Raw genomic sequence first — 19,873 nt, 5'->3', positions numbered from 1 at the left:
CAACTTTCAGCCGACGGCTTTCAGCGAACAGATGACAGATGTTGAAATCTGTCACCTGTCCGCTGTCCGCCGTTCTCCCCCGCTCCGCCGGTCAGACCAGGTCGACGCCCGGGTAGAGCGGGTACGGGGCGAGCAGGTCGGCGGCGCGCTTGGCGGTGGCGTCGCGCAGGCCCGCGTCCAGGGTGTAGGCGGCCTTGGAGGGGGCGCCCTTGGCGGTGGTCGCGGGGGCGGTGGCGCGCAGGACGGTGTGGATCAGGTCGGCGATCTCGTCCATCTCGGCCGTGCCGAGGCCGCGGGTGGTCAGGGCCGGGGTGCCGAGCCGGACGCCCGAGGTGTACCAGGCGCCGTTCGGGTCCTGCGGGACGGAGTTGCGGTTGGTGACGATGCCCGAGTCGAGCAGCGCCGCCTCGGCCTGGCGGCCGGTCAGGCCGTAGCCCGAGACGTCGGCGAGGACCAGGTGGTTGTCGGTGCCGCCGGTGACCAGGGCGCCGCCGCGGCGCAGCAGGCCCTCGGCGAGCGCCTGGGCGTTGGCGACGACGGCCCGGGCGTAGGCCTGGAACTCGGGGCGGCGGGCCTCGGCGAGGGCGACCGCCTTGGCGGCCATCACGTGCGAGAGCGGGCCGCCGAGCACCAGCGGGCAACCGCGGTCCACGTGCTCGGCCAGTTCGGACTGGCACAGCACCATGCCGCCGCGCGGTCCGCGCAGCGACTTGTGGGTGGTGGTGGTGACGATGTGGGCGTGCGGGACCGGGTCGTGGTCGCCGGTCAGCACCTTGCCCGCGACCAGGCCGGCGAAGTGCGCCATGTCGACCATCAGGGTCGCGCCGACCTCGTCGGCGATCTCGCGCATCCGGCGGAAGTCCACCAGGCGCGGGTAGGCGGAGTAGCCGGCCACGATGATCAGCGGACGGAACTCGCGGGCGGTCTCCCGCAGCGCGTCGTAGTCGATCAGGCCGGTGGCCGGGTCGGTGCCGTAGCTGCGCTGCTCGAACATCTTGCCCGAGATGTTGGGCCGGAAGCCGTGGGTGAGGTGGCCGCCGGTGTCCAGGGACATGCCGAGCATCCGCTGGTTGCCGAGCTCCTGGCGCAGCCGCGCCCAGTCCTCCTCGGTGAGGTCGTTGACGTTGCGCACGGCGGCGCGCTCCAGGGCCGGGCTCTCGACCCGCTGGGAGAGGACGGCCCAGAAGGCGGTGAGGTTGGCGTCGATGCCGGAGTGCGGCTGGACGTAGGCGTGGTCGGCGCCGAACAGCTCACGGGCGTGCTCGGCGGCGATGCCCTCGACGGTGTCGACGTTGCGGCAGCCCGCGTAGAAGCGGCGGCCGACGGTGCCCTCGGCGTACTTGTCGCTCAGCCAGTTGCCCATGGTGAGCAGGACGGCCGGGGAGGCGTAGTTCTCACTGGCGATCAGCTTGAGCGAGTCGCGCTGGTCCGCCAGCTCCTGGCCGATCGCGGCGGCGATCCGCGGTTCGACGCCGGCGATCACGTCGAGGGCGCTGCGGAAGGCGGTGTCGGCCGCGGCGGAGGCGGCGGTGTGGGGCTGCTGGGCCATGGCGGTCTCCTGGTGGGGATTGCGGGGGCCCAGGCGCTCGGCAGGTGCACGTGAGGATTCACGGGGCCGCTTCCCGATGGTTGATTCCATCCCTACGCGCCAGTCGCGGCCCACCGGGATCGTACCAACACCGGGAGGACTGTGGCGGAGGTCTCAGAATGCGGAACAGCCTGTCCGTTCGGGCATGGTATGTCCGTTCTTTTGCAACGCCGGTGTTTCGGCGAAATGAAGCCGCCACAATTCCCGAACCAGTCCGAAAGGAATGGCCCGGACGTCCGCCCGGTGGGATTTGCGGAAGCTCGGACGCATCCGATCAAATGGCGCTCGAACGGCCGCCGGGAAACCCCCGGAGGCCGCACCGGAAATGCACACCAGCGCACCCTCACCCATGGGCGGCGGAGAATTCGGGGGGTTACGCCTCATGGCCGTGGTCGACACCGTTCCAGCCATCGCGGCCGGGCCTGGACCGGCCGCCGGCCGCGGCCTGCTCCGCCGGATCCTGCGGGACCGGGTCGGCGCCGCCTCCCTGGCGGTGGTGGCGCTGTTCCTGCTCCTCGCCCTCGGCGCCCCGCTGGTCGCCGCCCTGTACGGGAAGAACCCGGTCGACCACTACGGCCAGGACGTCCCGGGCCTGCTCAGCGACAGCGGCCTGCCGATGCTGCCGAACGGCGGCATCTCCGGCGACTTCTGGTTCGGCCTGGAGCCCGGCCTCGGCCGGGACGTGTTCACCCAGCTGCTGTACGGCGTCCGCACCTCGCTGCTGATCGCCCTCGCGGCGGCCGTGGTGACGACCGCCCTGGGCGTCCTGGTCGGCGTCGCGGTCGGCTACCTCGGCGGGATCACGGACCGCCTGTTCGGATTCCTCGCCAATGTGCTGCTGGCCTTTCCCACACTGCTCCTGCTGCTCGCGATCAGCCCGGTGATCCAGTCCCGGCTGGTCGACCCGGGCACCGCCGAACCCGAGTGGATGCAGTTCCTGGTGCTGATCCTGGTTTTCGCGGCGTTCGGCTGGATTCCGCTCGCACTTTCCCTGCGGGCCACCGTCCGCTCGCTCCGGGAAAGGGATTTCGTGCAGTCCGCCCGGGCCCAGGGAGCCGGCCGGTTCCATGTCGTCGTCCACGAACTGCTGCCGAATGTCCGCTCGCAGCTGCTGGTGCACGCCACCATGGCCGTGCCGACCTTCGTCGCCTCCGAGGCCGCGCTGTCCTTCCTCGGCGTCGGCGTCACCGAGCCCGTCCCGGACTGGGGGCGGATGATCGCCCGCGGCTCCGAGGTCTTCCAGGCCGACCCGACCTACATGGTGTTCCCCGGCGTGGCGCTGCTGCTGTTCGTCATCGCCTTCAACCTGCTCGGCGACGCCGTCCGGGACGCCCTGGACCCGCGCACCGGCGCCCGCTGAGCACCCGCGCGCCCTCCGCCGCTCCCGTTCCCGCCCCCCTGCCACCCCACGCCCCCGTCCCGTCGGATCCGTCACGCCCGTCGGATCCGTCAACCCGAACCCGCCCCGGCACCGACCGCCGGGGCAAGGAGAGATTCGCCATGCGCTGGACCAGACCGACCCTCGCCGTCATCGCCACCGCCCTGCTGGCGACCTCGTGCTCGGCCGGCGCGGGCAGCACCACCGGCTCCGGCACCGCCGGGGCCTCCGCCCGGGAGACCTCCCCGCTGACCGCCGTGCTCGGCAACGAGCAGGAGAGCGCCGGCCCCGCCCCGGCCGTCCCGGGCGCCCGCCCGGGCGGCACGGTGAACGTCTACAACACCGTCGAGTTCCGCCACCTCGACCCGCAGAAGGTCTACGCCGGCGCCGGCTACAACGCCTCGCTGCTCTGGGGCCGCCAGCTGACCCAGTACCAGGTCGTGGACGGCAAGGCCAAGCTGGTCGGCGACCTCGCCACCGACACCGGCACCCCGGCCGACGGCGGGCGCACCTGGACGTACCGGCTCAAGCAGGGCGTCGCCTGGGAGGACGGTCAGCCGATCACCGCCCAGGACGTGAAGTACGGCATCGAGCGCACCTTCGGCAAGGGCTACGAGGTCGGCCCGCCGTACTGGCCCCAGTGGCTCACCGGCGAGGCCAGCTACGAGGCGGCGCGCGCCAGGTACGCGGGCCCGCAGGCCGGCGACCTGGACGCGATCGAGACGCCGGACGAGCGCACCATCGTCTTCCACTTCCCGCAGCCGCAGGCCGACGTCCCGTACATGGCCGCGCAGTCCTCCTCCTCGCCGGTGCGCCGGGACAAGGACACCGGGACGGAGTACGACCGCCTGCCGTTCGCGACCGGCCCGTACCGGATCGCCGAGCACGTCCAGAACACCCGCATGGTGCTGGAGCGCAACCCGGCCTGGAAGCCCGAGACCGACCCGATCCGCAGCCAGTACCCGGAGAAGTTCGTCTTCACGTACGGCAAGGAGGCGCTCAACCTCAACCAGGAGATCCTCTCCGGCCGGGACGGCGGCGCCAACGCCACCACCGCCGCCGACACCCTCTCCGCCGAGCTGTACCAGACCACCGAGACCGACCCGAAGGCCAAGGAGCTGGTGGTCTCCGGCCGGCAGGGTGCCTTCGTCACCCAGCTGATGATCAACAACGAGCGGGTGCCGGACGTCGAGGTCCGCAAGGCGCTGCACCTGGCCTACCCGCGCCAGCAGGCCCGCCAGGTGCAGGGCGGCGCCCGGACCGGCGAGCTGGCCACCACGCTCAGCTCGCCCGCCCTGCTCGACTACCAGAAGTACGACCTCTACCCGGTCAGGCCCGAGGGCGACCCGGAGGCCGCCAAGGCCGCGCTGGCCCGGGCCAAGCAGGCGCCGGCCAGCCTGACGTACGGGTACAAGAACACGCCGACCGGGCAGCGCGTCGCGCAGGTGCTGGTCGAGGGCTTCGGCAAGGCGGGCATCACCGTCGTGCCCAAGCCGATCGACCCCAAGGCCTTCCTGGACGAGGTGCACCGCGCCGACTCCCCGTACGACCTGTTCGAGGAGACCAGCTCGGTCGACTGGCCGACGCCGTCCACCCTGATCCCGTTCTCCTTCGACGGCCGGGCCGGCAGCGACATCAACTCCGCGCGCTACCGCAACCCCGAGGTCGACAAGGAGATCGACCGGATCAACCAGATCGGCGAGCCGCGCGCCAAGGCCAAGGAGCTGTACGCGCTGGAGCAGACCGTGATGAAGGACGTGCCGGTGCTGCCGTACGCCTACCCGACGGTCAACCAGCTGCGCGGCAGCAACGTCGGCGGGGCGTTCATCCACCCGATCTACGGGACCGTCTCGCTGGCCTGGCTGTACCTGAAGTCCTGAGCGCCGGGGCCCGCTCCGGTTCCCGCCCCGCGCCCCCCGTCGCGGGGACCGGGACGGGGGCGGGCCCCGCCCCTCGCCCGCCTGCCTCCTCCGTTGCCCCTTCTCCCCCGGGGCCCGCTGCCCCGCCTCCCCGTCACGTCGACCCCGGATCGGCCATGCTCTCCTTCGTCCTGCGGCGCACCGCCCAGGCCCTCGCGGTCCTGGCCGCGGTCTCCGCCGCCGCCTTCGCCCTCTTCTACGCCGCGCCCGCCGACCCGGCCCGCGCCGCCTGCGGCCCGCGCTGCGACAGCGGGCAGGTCGCGGCGGTGCGCCAGAGCATGGGCCTGGACCAGCCGCTGCTCACCCAGTACGCCGACTACCTGGTCGGGGTCGTGGCCGGCCGGGACATCGGCGACGTGGACGGCTCGACCATCCACTGCGACGCGCCCTGCCTGGGCTACTCCTACCGGCTGCACCAGCCGGTCACCGAGGCACTGGCCGACCACCTGCCCGTCACCCTCTCGGTGACCGCCGGGGCGCTCGCCGTCCTGCTGGTCTTCGGCCTCGGCACCGGGTTCGTCTCCGCGCTGCGGCACGGGCGGCGCACCGACCGGCTGCTGTCCGGCTTCACCCTGGTCGGCGCCAGCGTGCAGATCTACTTCCTCGGGTACGTCGCCCAGTGGCTGCTGGTCTACTCCACGGGGCTGGTGCCGCTGCCCTCCTACACCTCGCCGGCCGACGACCCGGCCGCCTGGGCGGGCGGGATGCTGCTCCCCTGGTTCGTCCTCGGCTTCGTCAACTCCGCGGTGTTCGCCCGGCTCTCGCGCTCGCAACTGCTGGAGACGATGAACGAGGAGTACGTCCGCACGGCCCGTGGCAAGGGCCTGGGACGGCTGCGCGCCCACCTCAAGTACACCTCCCGCGGTGCCGCCGGGCCGCTGGTGCAACTGATCGGGCTGGAGGCCGGGGCGCTGCTGGGCGGAGCCGTGATCACCGAGACGGTGTTCGGGCTGAACGGGGTCGGGCGGTTCGCCGCGGAGGCCGTCGCCGGGCAGGACCTGCCCGCCGTGGTCGGCGCGGTGCTGCTGGCCGCCTGCTTCATGGTGCTGTTCGTCGCGCTGGCCGACCTCGCGGTCGCCTGGCTCGACCCGCGTGTCCGGCTGAGCTGATGGGGAGCCCTTCGATGAAGACCACTGTTCCGGGCACCGCCGTTCCGGGCACCGCCGTTCCGGGGGCCGAGCCGCGGACCGCCGAACGGCAGGCCGCCGAACGTCCGGGCGCCGAACGTCCGGCCGCCGAGCCGGTGCTGAGCGTCCGCGACCTGACCGTCGCCTTCGCCGACCCGCGCGGCGGCGCGCCGGTGACCGCCGTCCAAAGCCTGTCCTTCGACCTCGCCGCGGGTGAAGTCCTCGGCCTGGTCGGCGAGTCCGGCTCCGGCAAGTCGACCGTCGGGCTCGCCGTCCTCGGCCTGCACGACCCGCGCACCACCACCGTGACCGGCTCGATCCGACTGGGCGGGCAGGAGCTCGTCGGCGCCGGGGAGTCCGCCCTGCGCACGGTGCGCGGCGGCCGGGCGGCGCTGGTCTTCCAGGACGCGCTCACCTCGCTCAGCCCCTTCCACGGCGTGGGCGCCCAGCTCGCCGAGATGTACCGGCTGCACCACCCGGGCGCGGGCCGCGCCGAGGCGGACCGGCGGGCGGCCCGGATGCTCGACCGGGTCGGCATCCCGGCGGCCCGCACGCGCGACTACCCGCACCAGTTCTCCGGCGGCATGCGCCAGCGCGTGATGATCGCGATGGCCCTGATGAACGACCCGGAGGTGCTCGTCGCCGACGAGCCGACCACCGCCCTGGACGCCCGCGTCCAACGACAGGTCCTCGACCTGCTCGGTGAGCTCCAGCGCGAGCACGGGACGGCGGTGCTGCTGGTCAGCCACGACCTGGGCGTGGTCGCCGGGACGACGGACCGCACGCTGGTGCTGCGCGGCGGGGTCGGGATCGAGTCCGCGCCGACCGCCGAACTGCTGGCCGCGCCGCGGGAGCCGTACACCCGGGCCCTGGTGGGCGCGGCGCTCCGGCTGGACTCGGTGCCGGGCACCGCCCTGCCGACGGTCGACGAGCCGGCGCCGTCGCGGACGTTCCGGCCGCGGACCGTCCGGCGTCCCGAGCGGTGGCTGGTCGAGGTGGACGAGCTGTCCGTGCACTTCCCCGGGCGCCGGCGCCTGCCCGGCCTGCGGGGCGAACCGGTGCGGGCCGTCGAGGGCGTCGGCCTGCGGATCGCCCCCGGCGAGACGCTCGGCCTGGTCGGCGAGTCCGGCTCCGGCAAGTCCACCACCGCCCGGGTCCTGGCCGGGCTGCAACGGCCCACCGGCGGCACGGTGCGGTACGACGGGCAGGACGTCACCCGACCGGACCGGCAGCTGCGCAGGCGCCTCAGCAAGGAGGTCCAGCTGGTCTTCCAGGACCCGTACGCCTCGCTCAACCCGCGCCGGACCATCGCCCGGACGCTGGACACCCCGCTGCGCCTGCACACCGCGCTGGGCCCGGCCGAACGCCGGGAGCGCGCCGCCGAGCTGCTGGAACAGGTCGGGCTGGAGGCCGGGCACCTGGACCGCTACCCGCACGAGTTCTCCGGCGGGCAGCGCCAGCGGATCGGCATCGCCCGGGCGCTGGCGCCGCAGCCGCGTCTGATCATCGCCGACGAGCCGGTCTCCGCGCTCGACGTGTCGGTGCAGGCCCAGGTGCTCAACCTGCTGATGGAGCTGCGCGAACGGCTCGGCGTGGCCTTCCTGTTCGTCTCCCACGACCTCGCCGTGGTCCGGCACTTCTGCGACCGGGTGGCGGTGATGCACCGGGGCCGACTGGTCGAGTCCACCGACCGCGACCGGCTGTTCGAGGCGCCGCACACCGAGTACACGCGCGAGCTGCTGGCGGCGGTGCACTGAACGGGCCCTGGGATGATCGGGGTCGGCGGACGGACCCGTCCGCCGACCCCGGTCGGAGAGGTGCGGGAACGGTGTCCAGCAGCAGTGGGTGGACGGGCGCGGCAGACGGCGTGGACGAGGAACTCGTCGAGGCCGCCGAGGAGGTCGCCCGGCGGTACGCCCGGGGCGACAACCACACCGTGGCCGCCGCCGGGCGCAACGCCGACGGACGGATCGTCACCGCGCTGAACGCCTACCACTTCACCGGCGGGCCGTGCGCCGAGCTGGTGCTCCTCGGCGCGGCGGCCGGGCAGGGGGCGTACGAGCTCACCACCATCGTGGCCGTGGGCGACCGGGAGCGCGGGGTGATCCCGCCGTGCGGGCGCTGCCGGCAGGTGCTGCTGGACTACTTCCCCGGGATCGGCGTCATCCTCGGGCAGGGCCGGGAGCTGCGCACCGTACCGGTGTCGGCCCTGCTCCCGGGAGCGTACGTCTGGGCCGACCACCAGCTGGACTGAGGCCCGGGTGTCCGCCGTTCGTTCGGCTGCGCCGCGCCGCCTCCAGGCGCTAGGGTCGGTCTTCGAACTCCCGCCTGCGGGGCGGACGACGGGAGTTTGAGGACAGGCCCTGGCGTGCAGGCGGTGTGACGTGGGAGAGCCGAGTCAGGAATCACCAACCGAGGGGGCCATGTGTCGGACGACCTGCTCATCGCGAAGATCAACCACGGCTTCGATCACCTCGACGCCGACGGCGACGGACTGCTCACCGAGCGGGACCACGTCCTGATGGGCCTCTCGGTGGCCCGCTCGCTCGGCCACCAGGAAGGCTCCGAGGCGGAGGCGGTGATAGTCCGCGCCTACCTGACCACCTGGCACGACCTCCACCTCGCCCGGCTGCCCGCCGGCACCGAGGCGATCACCCGCCAGCAGTTCGTCACCTCGACCAGTTCGCTCGCCGACGACCCGGAGGCCGCGCAGGAGATCCTCGGCGCGCTCGCCGGGGCCTTCCTCACCGTCGCCGACGCCGACCGCAGCGGGACGGTGGACGCCGGCGAGTTCTTCGTCTTCCAGCGCGGACACTTCGCCGGCCTCTCCCGGGACGACTCCGACGAGGCCTTCCGCCACCTCGACACCGACGGCGACGGCGTGCTCTCCGCAGCCGAGTTCACCAGCGCAATCATCGAGTTCTGGACCAGCCGGGACCCGGACGCGCCCGGCAACTGGTGGACGGGCAAGCCGCCGTACGCCTTCTGAGCCGGACCGTGTCCGCACCCCCCGGGGTGCGGACACGGGAGCGCCGGGCTCCCCGGGCACGGGATGGCCGAGCTCACCGGGCACGGGCTCGGCAGGCACGGGAGACCGGGCTCACCTGCGGCCGGGACGCCGGCTGACGCTCACCACCAGGCAGACGCCGGCCACCACGATGGCGCCGCCCACGAGGGTCGGGCCGGTCAGCGGCTCGGCCAGGATCAGCCAGCCGAGCAGCACCGCGACCACCGGGTTGACGTACGCGTAGGTCGCCACCAGGGTCAACGGGGCGGCGCGCAGCAGCCAGGCGTACGCGGTGAAGGCGAGCAGCGAGCCGAACAGCACCAGGTAGGCGAGGGCCAGCCAGGACCGGCCGGAGACCGAGCCGAGGTCCAGCCCGTGCTCCTCGCCGCGGCCGAGACCGACCAGCAGGTTGCCGAGGCCGCCGGCGAGCATCTGGTACGCGCTCGCGGCCAGCACGTTGCCGGGCATCGGGATCTTCTTGCTCGCGAAGGAGCCGGTCGCCCAGAGCACGGTGGCGCCGATGATCAGGACCACACCGCCGGGCTCGATCGACCCGCCGATCGCCGGCGCCGACAGGACGCCCAGCCCGACCAGGCCCAGCAGCACCCCCGCCACCTCGGCGGGCTGCGGCCGCTCTCCACCGCCGAACGCCGTCAGCACCACCATCCACAGCGGGACGGCGGCCACCAGCAGCGCCGCCAGGCCGGAGGGGACGGAGGTCTCGCCGAGGACCACCATGCCGTTGCCGCCGGTCAGCAGGAGCAGGCCGACCAGGGCGGAGGAGGCCAGCTGCCGTCCGGTCACCTTCAGACCGGCCGGGCCCTGGCGCACCAGGAGGTACCCGGCCAGCAGCAGCCCGGCGGTGAGGAAGCGGGCGGCGGCGGAGAGGAAGGAGGGCATCGTCTCCACCGCGATCCGGATCGCCAGGTAGGTCGAGCCCCAGACGACGTAGACCACGAGCAGCGCCAGCCAGACCGCGCCGCCGAGGCGGGGGGCGGGGACGGGGACGGCCTTGCCGGTGGGGACGGCGAGGCCGGTGGGGCCTGGAGTGCCGGTGGCACCGGGGGCGCCGGCGGCACCGGGGACTGAACCGGGGCTCGCGGCCGGTTGGGAGGGTGAAGCGGACGATGTCATGTGTGTCCCCCTTGGACGGTGCTGGCCGAACACCCGACATGACAGCGCATGGAAGGCCCGGTGCGCCAGTCGGTATCAGGAACCGGACGACAGGACGTACCGTGGGCGCTCCCCGCCCTGGAGGTCGAACCCGTGTCCGCATCCGACGAGGCCCTGCCGTTCTTCGTGTACGGCACGCTGCGCAGCTGCGGCCGCAACCATGCCGCCCACCTGGCCGGGCGCTGCGCCGACGTCCGGCCGGCGGTGCTGGAGGGCGCCGCGCTGCACGAGGGCCCCGGCTTCCCGTACGCGGTGCCGGACCCGGCGCCCGGGCGCCGGATCGTGGGCGAGCTCGTCACCGTACGCCCCGGCGCGTACGCCCGGGCCCTCGCGGCACTGGACCGGCTGGAGGACTGCCGGGCGGACGGGAGCGGCCTGTACGTGCGGCGCCGGATGGCGGTGCGGACGGCGGCGGGCGAGCGGCGGGAGGCCTGGGTCTACCTCGCCGGGCCGAGGGCCGAGGCGCGGCTGCGGGAGCGGCCGGCCCTGATCCGGTCGGGGGACTGGGGGGCGGGTGAGGGGCAAACCACCAGGTAGGTAGGCTGCCCCGGCCAGTTGCATTTCCTACCCATCGGCCATGCGAACGACGAGGAGCCACCCGGTGCCCGAGCAGCCACCCCCGATCACCGTCGTCGGAATCGGGGCCGACGGCTGGCCCGGCCTCGCCACCGGCTCCCGGGCCGCGCTGCGGGAGGCCGAGGTCGTCGTCGGCGGCCCCCGCCAGCTGGACCTGCTCCCCCGCGAGGAGGTCGCCGCCGAGCGCGTCCGCTGGCCGTCCCCGCTGCGCCCCGCCGTCCCCGGGCTGCTCGCCGCCCACGCCGGCCGCCGCATCGCCGTCCTGGCCAGCGGCGACCCGATGTTCTACGGCATCGGCCGCACCCTCGCCGAGATCGTCGGCGCCGAGCGGCTGCGCGTCCTGCCGCACCCCTCGTCCGTCTCCCACGCCTGCGCCCGGCTCGGCTGGCCGCTGGAGGCCACCGAGGTCGTCAGCCTGGTCGGCCGACCGCTGGACACCCTCGCCCTCGCCCTGCATCCCGGCCGCCGCCTGCTGGTGCTCAGCGCCGACGCCGCCACCCCGGCCGCCGTCGCCGCCCTGCTCACCGCCCGCGGCTACGGCGGCGCCCGCCTGCGGGTGCTCGAACAGCTCGGCGCCCCGGCCGAACGCCACCTGGAGGGCCCCGCCGACGGCTGGCCGCACCCGCCCGGCGACCCGCTGAACGTCGTCGCCGTCGACCTCGGCGACGGCCCCCGCACCTCGCTCGTCCCCGGCCTGCCCGACGCCGCGTACGAGAGCGACGGCCAGCTCACCAAGCGCCACGTGCGCGCCGCGACCCTGGCCACGCTGGCCCCCTCCCCCGGCGAACTGCTCTGGGACGTCGGCGGCGGCTCCGGCTCGATCGCCGTCGAGTGGCTGCGCGCCCACCGCGACTGCCGGGCCGTCAGCATCGAGCGCGATCCGGCGCGGGCCGAGCGGATCGCCCGCAACGCCGCCGCCCTCGGCGTGCCCGGACTCCGCGTGGTGACCGGCCCCGCACCCGACGCGCTCGCCGGACTCCCCACCCCCGACGCGGTGTTCGTCGGCGGGGGCCTCACCGCGCCCGGCCTGCTGGAGCAGTGCTGGGACGCGCTGCGCCCCGGCGGCCGGCTCGTCGCCAACACGGTGACCCTGGAGTCCGAGGCGCTGCTCACCGAGTGGTACCGGCGCCACGGCGGGGAGCTCTTCAGGATCGCCGTCGCCCACGCCGTCCCGGTGGGCGGCTTCACCGGGTGGCGCCAGGCCATGCCGGTCACCCAGTGGTCCGCCGTCAAGCCCGCCGCCGCCGCGGCCGGCCCGGGTACGAAGCCCCGTACCGGCACCGGCACCCCCAGTACATCCGACACCCCTCAGGAGAACGCCTCGTGACCGTCCACTTCATCGGAGCCGGCCCGGGCGCCGCCGACCTGATCACCCTGCGCGGCCAGCGCATCCTGGCCCGTGCCGAGGTCTGCCTGTACGCGGGCAGCCTGGTCCCGCGCGAGCTGCTGGACGAGTGCCCGCCCGGTGCCCGGCTGGTCGACACCGCGCAGCTCACCCTGGACCAGATCACCGCCGAGCTGGTCGCCGCGCACGAGGCCGGCCAGGACGTGGCCCGGCTGCACTCCGGCGACCCGTCGGTCTTCTCCGCCGTCGCCGAGCAGATGCGCCGGCTGGACGCGGCCGGCGTGCCGTACGAGGTCGTCCCCGGCGTGCCCGCCTTCGCCGCCGCCGCGGCCGCGCTGAAGCGGGAGCTGACCGTCCCGACCGTCGGCCAGACCGTCATCCTCACCCGGATCGCCAAGCGCGCCACCCCGATGCCCGAGGGCGAGGACCTCGCCACCCTCGGCCGCAGCGGCGCCCTGCTGGTGCTGCACCTGGCCGCCGGGTACGTGGACGACGTGGTCGAGCAGCTGCTCCCGCACTACGGCGCCGACTGCCCGGCCGCCGTGGTCGCGATGGCCAGCCGCCCCGACGAGCTGGTGCTGCGCGGCACCGTCGGCGACATCGCCGAGCAGGTCAAGGCGGCGGGCGTGGTCCGCACCGCCGTCATCATCGTCGGCCGCACCCTGGCCGCCGACCAGTTCCGCGACAGCCACCTCTACTCGGCGGACCGCGAGCGGCCGCACGAGCCCTGCGGGGCGTGATGCGGGACCTGGCGCGGCACGTCCTGATCCTCGGCGGCACCACCGAGGGGCGGGCCCTGGCCGCCGAGCTCGCCCCGACCGCGCTGCGGGTCACCAGCTCGCTGGCCGGCCGGGTCGCCCGACCCCGGCTGCCCGCCGGGCAGGTCCGGATCGGCGGCTTCGGCGGGCCGGAGGGCCTCGCCGACTGGCTGCGCGCGGAACGGGTGGACGCCGTGGTGGACGCCACCCACCCGTTCGCCGCCGGCATCTCGCGCAACGCCGCCCTGGCGGCCGCGGCCACCGGCGTCCCGCTGCTGGTGCTGCGCCGCCCTGGCTTCACCCGTGTCGAGGGCGACCGCTGGCTGCCCGTGCCCTCGCTCGCCGCGGCGGCCGACCTGCTGCCCGGGCGCGGGGAACGGGTCTTCCTCACCATCGGCCGGCAGGGCGTCGCCGCCTTCGCCCACCTCGACGGGGTCCACTTCCTCGCCCGCTCGGTGGACCCGCCCGAGCCGCCGCTGCCGCCCTCGTGCGAAGTCCTGCTGGACCGCGGCCCGTTCACCGTCCCCGGCGAGGAGGCGCTGCTGCGCGAGCACCGAATCGACCTCCTGGTCACCAAGGACAGCGGCGGCGCCGCGACCTCCGCCAAGCTCACCGCCGCCCGCGGCCTGCGCCTGCCGGTCGTCATCGTGGAGCGCCCGCCCGTACCGGAGGGTGTCCCCCTCACGCCCGACGTCCCGGGCGCCCTGCGCTGGCTGGAGCGACTGCGGTAGGACGACCGGCCCTCGCCGCCACGGGGCACCACGGCCCGCCCGCCGGACGCTGTCCGAAAAATCACGGGCGGGCCCGGCCGAGGGCGGGCAGGATGGCCCGATGAGCGACGACCAGCGCCCCGTGACCCCCCGTACTGCCGACGAACGCACCACCCTGGCGGCCTTCCTGGACCACCAGCGCGCCACCCTGGCGATGAAGTGCGCGGGCCTCACCGCGGAGCAGCTGCGCGCCCGTGTGCTGGAGCCCTCCGGGCTCTCCCTGCTCGGGCTGGTCCGCCACCTCGCCGAGGTGGAGCGCAGCTGGTTCCGCAACGTCCTCGACGACGAGGGCGCGCCGGGCTTCTGGAAGCACCCCGACGGCTCCCTCGCCGAGTTCGACGCCGCCGCCGCAGACCCCGACGAGGCCTTCTCGACCTGGCGCGCCGAGTGCGACCACGCCAGGGAACTCGTCGCCGCCGCGGAGTCGTTGGACGTGCTGGGCCGGTACGGCGAAGAGGTCTTCTCGCTCCGCTGGATCCTCACCCACATGATCGAGGAGTACGCCCGCCACAACGGCCACGCCGACCTCCTGCGCGAACACCTCGACGGCACCACGGGCGAATAGCCCGAAGCAGGCCCCGGACAGCCACCGAAGCAGGCCCCGCACAGCCACCGAAGCAGGCCCCGAACAGAGCGACAGGAGCGGCCAGGACGTGCGGACGCGCCGGAGGGAACACGACGCCCCCGATCCCTCCGAGCCCTGGAGCGGGATCGTCCCCGGGCTCTGGATGGGCGGGCACCACTTCACCCCGCTCGGCGGCGAGCCGCAACCCGCCGTCGTGCGGGGCGAGTTCGACCTGGTGGTCAGTCTGTTCACGCGCCCCGGGCACGGGCCGGCCCCCGGGGTGGAGCACGTCGTCCGGGAGGTGCCCGACGCCCCGCTGACCCCTGGCCAACTGCTGGCGGTGCAGGAGGCGGCCGAGCTCACCGCTGCCGCCGTCCGCCGGGGCCGGCGGGTGCTGGTGCGCTGCCGGTCCGGGTACAACCGCTCGGGTCTGGTGGCCGTACAGGCCCTGGCCGGCCTCGGCCACGGGTGCGAGGAGGCCGTCCGCCTGGTCCGGGAGCGGCGGTCGCCCTGGGCGCTGAACAACCCGGTGTTCGTGGACTATCTGAACACCGGGTTGGACGTGGCCGTGCTGCTGACCGGCCTCGACGGGTGAGGCCGGCCGGCGGCGCGGCGGGCCGTCAGATGTCGCGGAAGGTCTCGATCCGGGCGCCGACGGAGTTGAGGCGCTCGGCGAGGTCCTCGTAGCCGCGGTTGATGACGTAGACGTTGCGCAGCACGGAGGTGCCCTGGGCGGCGAGCATCGCGAGCAGGATGACCACGGCCGGGCGCAGGGCCGGCGGGCAGACCATCTCGGCGGCGCGCCAGCGGGTGGGGCCCTGGACCAGCACGCGGTGCGGGTCCAGGAGCTTGACGTCGGCGCCGAGGCGGGTCAGCTCGGTCAGGTAGATCGCGCGGTTGTCGTACACCCAGTCGTGGATCATCGTGGTGCCGTGCGCGGCCGCGGCGATGGCGGCGAAGAACGGCACGTTGTCGATGTTGATGCCGGGGAACGGCATCGGGTGGATGGTGTCGATCGGCGCGGTCAGCTTGGAGGGGCGCACGGTGAGGTCCACCAGCCGGGTGTGGCCGTTGTGCGCCGGGTACTCGGGGGTGCGGTCGTAGTCGAGGCCCATGCCCTCCAGCACCGCGAGCTCGATCTCCAGGAACTCGATCGGCACCCGGCGGATGGTCAGCTCGGAGGAGGTGACGACGGCGGCGGCGAGCAGGCTCATCGCCTCCACCGGGTCCTCGGCCGGGGTGTAGTCGACGTCGCAGGTGATCTGCGGGACGCCGTGCACGGTGAGGGTGGTGGTGCCGATGCCCTCGATCCGCACGCCGAGCTTCTCCAGGAAGAAGCAGAGGTCCTGGACCATGTAGTTGGGCGAGGCGTTGCGGATGACGCTGACGCCGTCGTGCCGCGCGGCGGCCAGCAGGGCGTTCTCGGTGACGGTGTCCCCGCGCTCGGTCAGGACGATCGGCCGGTCCTGCGGGGCGCCCGGCTCGACCGAGGCGTGGTAGGCGCCGCCGGTGGTGGCGACCTCCAGGCCGAAGCGGCGCAGCGCGGTCAGGTGCGGCTGCACGGTGCGGGTGCCGAGGTCGCAGCCACCCGCGTACGGGATGGCGAAGCGCTGGGCGCGGTGCATCAGCGGGCCGAGGAACATCAGCACGCTGCGGGTGCGGCGGGCCGCCTCGACGTCCATCGCCGCGAGGTCCAGCTCGGCGGGCGGGGTGAGTTCGAGGTCCCGGCCCTCGTTGATCCAGCGGCTCCTGACGCCGATGCTGGTGAGCACCTCGAGGATGCGGTAGACCTCCTCGATCCGGGCGACGCTGCGGATCGTGGTGCGGCCGGTGGTCAGCAGGGAGGCGCAGAGGATCGCCACGCAGGCGTTCTTGCTGCTGCGGACGTCGATCGCGCCGGAGAGCCGGGTGCCGCCGGCGACGCGCAGGTGCATCGGGCCGGAGTAGCCGAGGGAGACGATCTCGCTGTCGAGCGCTTCGCCGATGCGGGCGATCATCTCAAGGCTGACGTTCTGCTTGCCCTGTTCGATGCGGTTGACCGCGCTCTGGCTGGTTCCGAGGGCCTCGCCGAGCTGCGCCTGGGACCAGCCGCGGTTCTGGCGCGCGGTACGGATGAGGGTGCCGATACGGGAGAGATAGTCGCCTGTCACTCGCCCGACGATATCTCATGGTTGAGATGGCGACAGAACGGGGGCCCGCCTCACTGCTCCATTTGTCCGTTTCTCACCCCGTATGGCCGTCAGTTCTTCACATCACCAGGCGATGTTGTCGCACGGCGGTGACACTCGTGACATTGTCACGGCCCCAGCGGCTCCGCCCGGCCGACGACGGTGCCCGCGCGGTCGATGCAGATGACGTCCACCGCGACCGGCGAGCCCACCAGCACGCCCAGCGCCGTCGCCCGGGCCGCCTCGGCGACCAGGTCCCCCAGCGGCACCCCGGCCGCGCGGCACAACTGGACGGCCTCCAGGGCGGTGTTGGCGCCCTCGACCGCTCCGGCCAGCGCCTCGTCCGCCCCTCCCCGGCGGGCCAGCCCGGCCAGGTACCCCCTGTCCACCTGGGAGCGCGCCGAGTGCAGGTCGAGGTGGCCGGCCGCGAGCTTGGACAGCTTGGCGAAGCCGCCCGCGATGGTCAGCCGCGGCACCGGGTGGCGCCTGAGGTACTTGAGCACGGCTCCGGCGAAGTCGCCCATGTCCAGCAGCGCGTCCTCGGGCAGCCCGTACTCCGCGACGGCGACCTTCTCGGAGGTCGAACCGGTGCAGCCGGCCACGTGGGTGCGCCCCGCCGCCCGGGCCACGTCCACCCCGCGGCGGATCGAGTCGATCCAGGCCGAGCAGGAGTAGGGGACGACCACGCCGGTCGTGCCCAGGACGGACAGGCCGCCGAGGATGCCGAGCCGGGGGTTCCAGGTGGAGCGGGCGATCTCCTCGCCGTGGTCGACGGAGATCTCGACCACCACGTCTCCGCTGCCGCCGTGCGCGGCGGCCACCTCGGCGACGGCCTCCCGGATCATCTGCCGGGGCACCGGGTTGATCGCGGGCTCGCCGACCGGCAGCGGCAGGCCGGCCTTGGTGACCGTTCCCACCCCGGGGCCGGCCCGGAACACCACCCCGGTGCCGGGGGCGCCGGGGCGCACGGTCGAGCGGATCAGCGCGCCGTGGGTGACGTCCGGGTCGTCGCCCGCGTCCTTGACCACCCCGGCCATGGCGGCGACCGGGCGCACGGGGGCGGTCTCCGGTGCGCCGGCCTCCGTGGTGCCGGCCCCCGTGTCGGCCGTGGTCAGCTCGTCCGTCGCGAGGGCGAACGCGGGCTGCTGCCCCTTGGGCAGGGTGACGACCACCGGGTCCGGGAACTCACCGGTGAGCAGCGCGGTGTACGCGGCCTTGGTGGCCGCGGTGGCGCAGGCGCCCGTCGTCCAGCCGGGCCGCAGGCCGCTGCTCTTCAGCTGACCGGCCCGGCCGCCCGTTCCGGCTCCGGCCTCGGATCCCGCTGCGGCCACCTGCGCCCCGTTTCCGGCGGCGCCCGCGCCGCCCTGCTCCGCTGCGGCGCCCACGCCGGACGCCGTCGCCGATTTTCCCCCACCGCGCCGGGCGCGGCCCGGTCGGGGTGCGGTCCGGTCGGGGCGCGGTCCGGTCGGGGCGGGCTGGGGTGCGGGATCCGGTGCGCGAACCACGCGGGGACGCCGCCCCGCGTTCCCGAAGAGTTCGCTGCAGGGGCCTCGCCCGCTACGCCTACCAGTGAGTAATCTGGCGGTCCGCCAGAAGCGGGTTCATGACACACGTGGGCCCGGCCGGGGTCGACTGCCCCGCCGGGCCATCAGTATGTGGGGGTTTTTGTGGCAGGGATGAGTCGGCGTACGTTCCTCACCGGTACGTCGGTGGCCGCCGCCTGGTCGGCCTTGTCGCTGGGCGGCGCGCAGTTCGCCTCCGCCGCGGCGCGCGACCGGGCCCTGGCGGCGACGGCCGCGCGGGCGGTCACCGTCGCCGGGACGACGCTGGAGCAGGTGGCCACGCCGGTCGGCACCTCCGGCTACCGGCGGCTGACGGCCGGCCCGGGCTGGCCACTGGTGGTGCGCGGCGACCTGGCCCCGGCGGCCACCGGGCGGGACGACCGCCGGACCGGTCTGGCCAGCTTCGTCCAGTTCAGCGACCTGCACCTGGTGGACACCGAGTCCCCGGTGCGCTTCGAGTACCTGGCCAGGCTCAACGGCAGCGCGTACCGGCCGCAGGAGGCCCTGAACGCCCGCGGTGTCTCGGCCCTCGTCGAGCGCGTCAACTCGCTCGCCGGCGGCCCCTACACCGGGATGCCGTTCAGCATGGTGATGGCCACCGGCGACAACACCGACAACCACGAGCTCGCCGAACTCGACTGGTACCTCACGGTCATGGGCGGCGGCCGACTGGCCCAGAACACCGGCGACCCCAGCCGCTACGAGGGGGTGCAGAACTCCGGCAACGCCGCCTACTGGAACCCCGAACTCTCCTACACCGACGGCTACAAGGCGAAGGGCTTCCCACGGATACCCGGCTTCCTGAACGCCGCCGGCCGCCCCTTCGACGCACCGGGCCTGCGGACGCCCTGGTACACCACGGTCGGCAACCACGACGACAGCATCGAGGGCTCGCTGCCGGACTTCGGACTGCTGAACGACCTGTACACCGGCCAGTACAAGCTGGAGGGCTGCGACGACGCCACCGCCGCCCAGCTGGCGGACTCGCTGCGCCGCGACCCGGCGGGCGCCGTGCTGCTGCTGGCGAAGCTGCTCGCCGACGGGGACCTGGTGCGCAAGGTCACCCCGGACGAGCGCCGCCGGCCGTTCACCCTCAAGGAGTTCGCCAAGGCCCACCTGAACCCGACCGTCACCGGCGCCGGCCCGTACGGGCACGGCTTCACCTCGGACATGGCGAACAGCGGCAAGCTCTACTACACCTTCCGCATCTCGGAGAAGGTGGTCGGCATCAGCCTGGACACCACCAACCAGGCCGGGTTCGCGGACGGCTCGCTCGGCACCGCGCAGCTGCGCTGGCTGGAGCAGCAGTTGCAGGCGCACAGCGGGCACTGGTACGACGCCGACGGGCGCCGGGTGACGGGCGGCAGCGCGGACGAGCTGGTCCTCGTCTTCAGCCACCACACCAGCGGCACGATGGGCAACCTGCTGCCCGACCCGCGCAACATCTTCGAGGGACGGCACGACGGCAACGAGCTGGTGGCGCTGCTCCAGCGCTACCCGAACGTGGTGGCGTGGGTGAACGGGCACACCCACATGAACAAGATCACGCCGCACGGGCACGCGGTGCCGGAGCGGGCGTTCTGGGAGATCAACACCGCCTCGCACATCGACTACCCGCAGCACGGGCGGATCATCGAGATCGCGGACAACGGGGACGGCACGCTCTCGCTGTTCACCACGCTGATCGAGTCCTCCGCGCCGTACGGGACGGACTTCGGCGGCACCTCGGACGCCAACCTCGCGGCGCTGTACCGCGAGCTGTCGTACAACGACCCGAACGGCCGCCCGGCGGCGCTGCTGGGCACGGGCGGGGACCACAACACCGAGCTGCTGATCACCAAGCCGACCAGGTGACGGACGACGAGTGACGGATGACGGATGACAGCGAACAGATTTCATCATCTGTTCGCTGTCACCCGGCGCCCGGCACCCCTCAC

Annotated in this window: 17 protein-coding genes and 1 riboswitch; of the genes, 13 read left to right on the top strand and 4 right to left on the bottom strand. The window is 73.9% G+C overall.

The window, feature by feature from the left end:
- Positions 1-91: 91 nt before the first annotated feature.
- Positions 92-1,549 (bottom strand): glycine hydroxymethyltransferase, encoded by a 1,458-nt coding sequence (locus ACH5AR_RS02260; protein ID WP_396299455.1) that lies wholly within the window; start codon positions 1,547-1,549, stop codon positions 92-94.
- A 20-nt stretch (positions 1,550-1,569) separates the two neighbouring features.
- Positions 1,570-1,666: riboswitch (ZMP/ZTP riboswitch) on the bottom strand.
- Between the two features lie 304 nt (positions 1,667-1,970).
- Between ACH5AR_RS02260 and ACH5AR_RS02255 the strand changes: the two genes are divergently transcribed.
- The 6 genes from ACH5AR_RS02255 (at position 1,971) to ACH5AR_RS02230 (ending at position 9,001) form a co-directional block, all read left to right on the top strand.
- On the top strand, positions 1,971-2,948 hold the full coding sequence (locus tag ACH5AR_RS02255) for an ABC transporter permease (RefSeq protein WP_396299454.1): 978 nt from the start codon (positions 1,971-1,973) through the stop codon (positions 2,946-2,948).
- Positions 2,949-3,088: 140 nt separating this feature from the next.
- Positions 3,089-4,846, top strand: a complete 1,758-nt coding sequence (locus tag ACH5AR_RS02250; RefSeq protein ID WP_396299453.1) for an ABC transporter substrate-binding protein — start codon at positions 3,089-3,091, stop codon at positions 4,844-4,846.
- Between the two features lie 155 nt (positions 4,847-5,001).
- Positions 5,002-5,994: an ABC transporter permease gene (locus tag ACH5AR_RS02245; RefSeq protein WP_396299452.1), complete on the top strand. Its 993-nt coding sequence runs from the start codon at positions 5,002-5,004 to the stop codon at positions 5,992-5,994.
- A 14-nt stretch (positions 5,995-6,008) separates the two neighbouring features.
- Positions 6,009-7,769 (top strand): dipeptide ABC transporter ATP-binding protein, encoded by a 1,761-nt coding sequence (locus ACH5AR_RS02240; protein WP_396299451.1) that lies wholly within the window; start codon positions 6,009-6,011, stop codon positions 7,767-7,769.
- Between the two features lie 71 nt (positions 7,770-7,840).
- Positions 7,841-8,266 carry a cytidine deaminase family protein gene (locus ACH5AR_RS02235; protein WP_396299450.1) on the top strand — a complete coding sequence of 142 codons (426 nt, stop codon included), beginning with the start codon at positions 7,841-7,843 and terminating at the stop codon, positions 8,264-8,266.
- 171 nt (positions 8,267-8,437) lie between these two features.
- Positions 8,438-9,001, top strand: coding sequence for an EF-hand domain-containing protein (locus tag ACH5AR_RS02230; protein WP_396299449.1), 564 nt, complete (start codon positions 8,438-8,440; stop codon positions 8,999-9,001).
- 111 nt (positions 9,002-9,112) lie between these two features.
- Here the strand turns inward: ACH5AR_RS02230 and ACH5AR_RS02225 are convergent, their stop codons facing one another.
- The gene (locus tag ACH5AR_RS02225) at positions 9,113-10,153 is read right to left on the bottom strand and encodes an EamA family transporter (protein ID WP_396299448.1); all 1,041 of its coding nucleotides are present in this window, start codon (positions 10,151-10,153) and stop codon (positions 9,113-9,115) included.
- Between the two features lie 132 nt (positions 10,154-10,285).
- On the opposite strand from ACH5AR_RS02225, the gene ACH5AR_RS02220 reads away from it, so the two are divergent.
- The 6 genes from ACH5AR_RS02220 to ACH5AR_RS02195 all read left to right on the top strand — a co-directional run bounded on the left by ACH5AR_RS02220 (position 10,286) and on the right by ACH5AR_RS02195 (position 14,801).
- Complete coding sequence (locus tag ACH5AR_RS02220) at positions 10,286-10,729, top strand: gamma-glutamylcyclotransferase family protein (protein ID WP_396299447.1); 444 nt, start codon at positions 10,286-10,288, stop codon at positions 10,727-10,729.
- A 40-nt stretch (positions 10,730-10,769) separates the two neighbouring features.
- Positions 10,770-12,095 carry a precorrin-6y C5,15-methyltransferase (decarboxylating) subunit CbiE gene (gene cbiE / locus ACH5AR_RS02215; protein WP_396299446.1) on the top strand — a complete coding sequence of 442 codons (1,326 nt, stop codon included), beginning with the start codon at positions 10,770-10,772 and terminating at the stop codon, positions 12,093-12,095.
- The gene (gene cobM, locus ACH5AR_RS02210) at positions 12,092-12,853 is read left to right on the top strand and encodes a precorrin-4 C(11)-methyltransferase (protein ID WP_396299445.1); all 762 of its coding nucleotides are present in this window, start codon (positions 12,092-12,094) and stop codon (positions 12,851-12,853) included. Before cbiE ends, cobM begins: the two co-directional genes overlap by 4 nt.
- Positions 12,853-13,602 carry a cobalt-precorrin-6A reductase gene (locus ACH5AR_RS02205; protein WP_396299536.1) on the top strand — a complete coding sequence of 250 codons (750 nt, stop codon included), beginning with the start codon at positions 12,853-12,855 and terminating at the stop codon, positions 13,600-13,602. The genes cobM and ACH5AR_RS02205 overlap by 1 nt, the downstream gene beginning before the upstream one ends.
- A 100-nt stretch (positions 13,603-13,702) precedes the next feature.
- On the top strand, positions 13,703-14,206 hold the full coding sequence (locus ACH5AR_RS02200; RefSeq protein WP_396299444.1) for a DinB family protein: 504 nt from the start codon (positions 13,703-13,705) through the stop codon (positions 14,204-14,206).
- Between the two features lie 88 nt (positions 14,207-14,294).
- On the top strand, positions 14,295-14,801 hold the full coding sequence (locus tag ACH5AR_RS02195; RefSeq protein WP_396299443.1) for a protein phosphatase: 507 nt from the start codon (positions 14,295-14,297) through the stop codon (positions 14,799-14,801).
- A gap of 25 nt (positions 14,802-14,826) precedes the next feature.
- Here ACH5AR_RS02195 and ACH5AR_RS02190 read toward each other — a convergent pair whose 3' ends face one another.
- Together ACH5AR_RS02190 and ACH5AR_RS02185 are read right to left on the bottom strand one after the other, a co-directional pair.
- Positions 14,827-16,356, bottom strand: coding sequence for a UDP-N-acetylglucosamine 1-carboxyvinyltransferase (locus ACH5AR_RS02190; RefSeq protein WP_396299442.1), 1,530 nt, complete (start codon positions 16,354-16,356; stop codon positions 14,827-14,829).
- Positions 16,357-16,502: 146 nt separating this feature from the next.
- Positions 16,503-17,705: a cobalt-precorrin-5B (C(1))-methyltransferase gene (locus tag ACH5AR_RS02185; RefSeq protein WP_396299441.1), complete on the bottom strand. Its 1,203-nt coding sequence runs from the start codon at positions 17,703-17,705 to the stop codon at positions 16,503-16,505.
- A 345-nt stretch (positions 17,706-18,050) separates the two neighbouring features.
- On the opposite strand from ACH5AR_RS02185, the gene ACH5AR_RS02180 reads away from it, so the two are divergent.
- Positions 18,051-19,790 carry a TIGR03767 family metallophosphoesterase gene (locus ACH5AR_RS02180; RefSeq protein ID WP_396299440.1) on the top strand — a complete coding sequence of 580 codons (1,740 nt, stop codon included), beginning with the start codon at positions 18,051-18,053 and terminating at the stop codon, positions 19,788-19,790.
- The last annotated feature ends 83 nt before the right edge of the window (positions 19,791-19,873 follow it).

This window comes from Kitasatospora sp. NPDC018619 (genome assembly GCF_044391605.1).
Taxonomy (GTDB): Bacteria; Actinomycetota; Actinomycetes; order Streptomycetales; family Streptomycetaceae; genus Kitasatospora.
The sequence above is the reverse complement of the archived record's forward strand: the minus strand, read 5'-3'. Positions and strand labels throughout refer to the sequence as shown.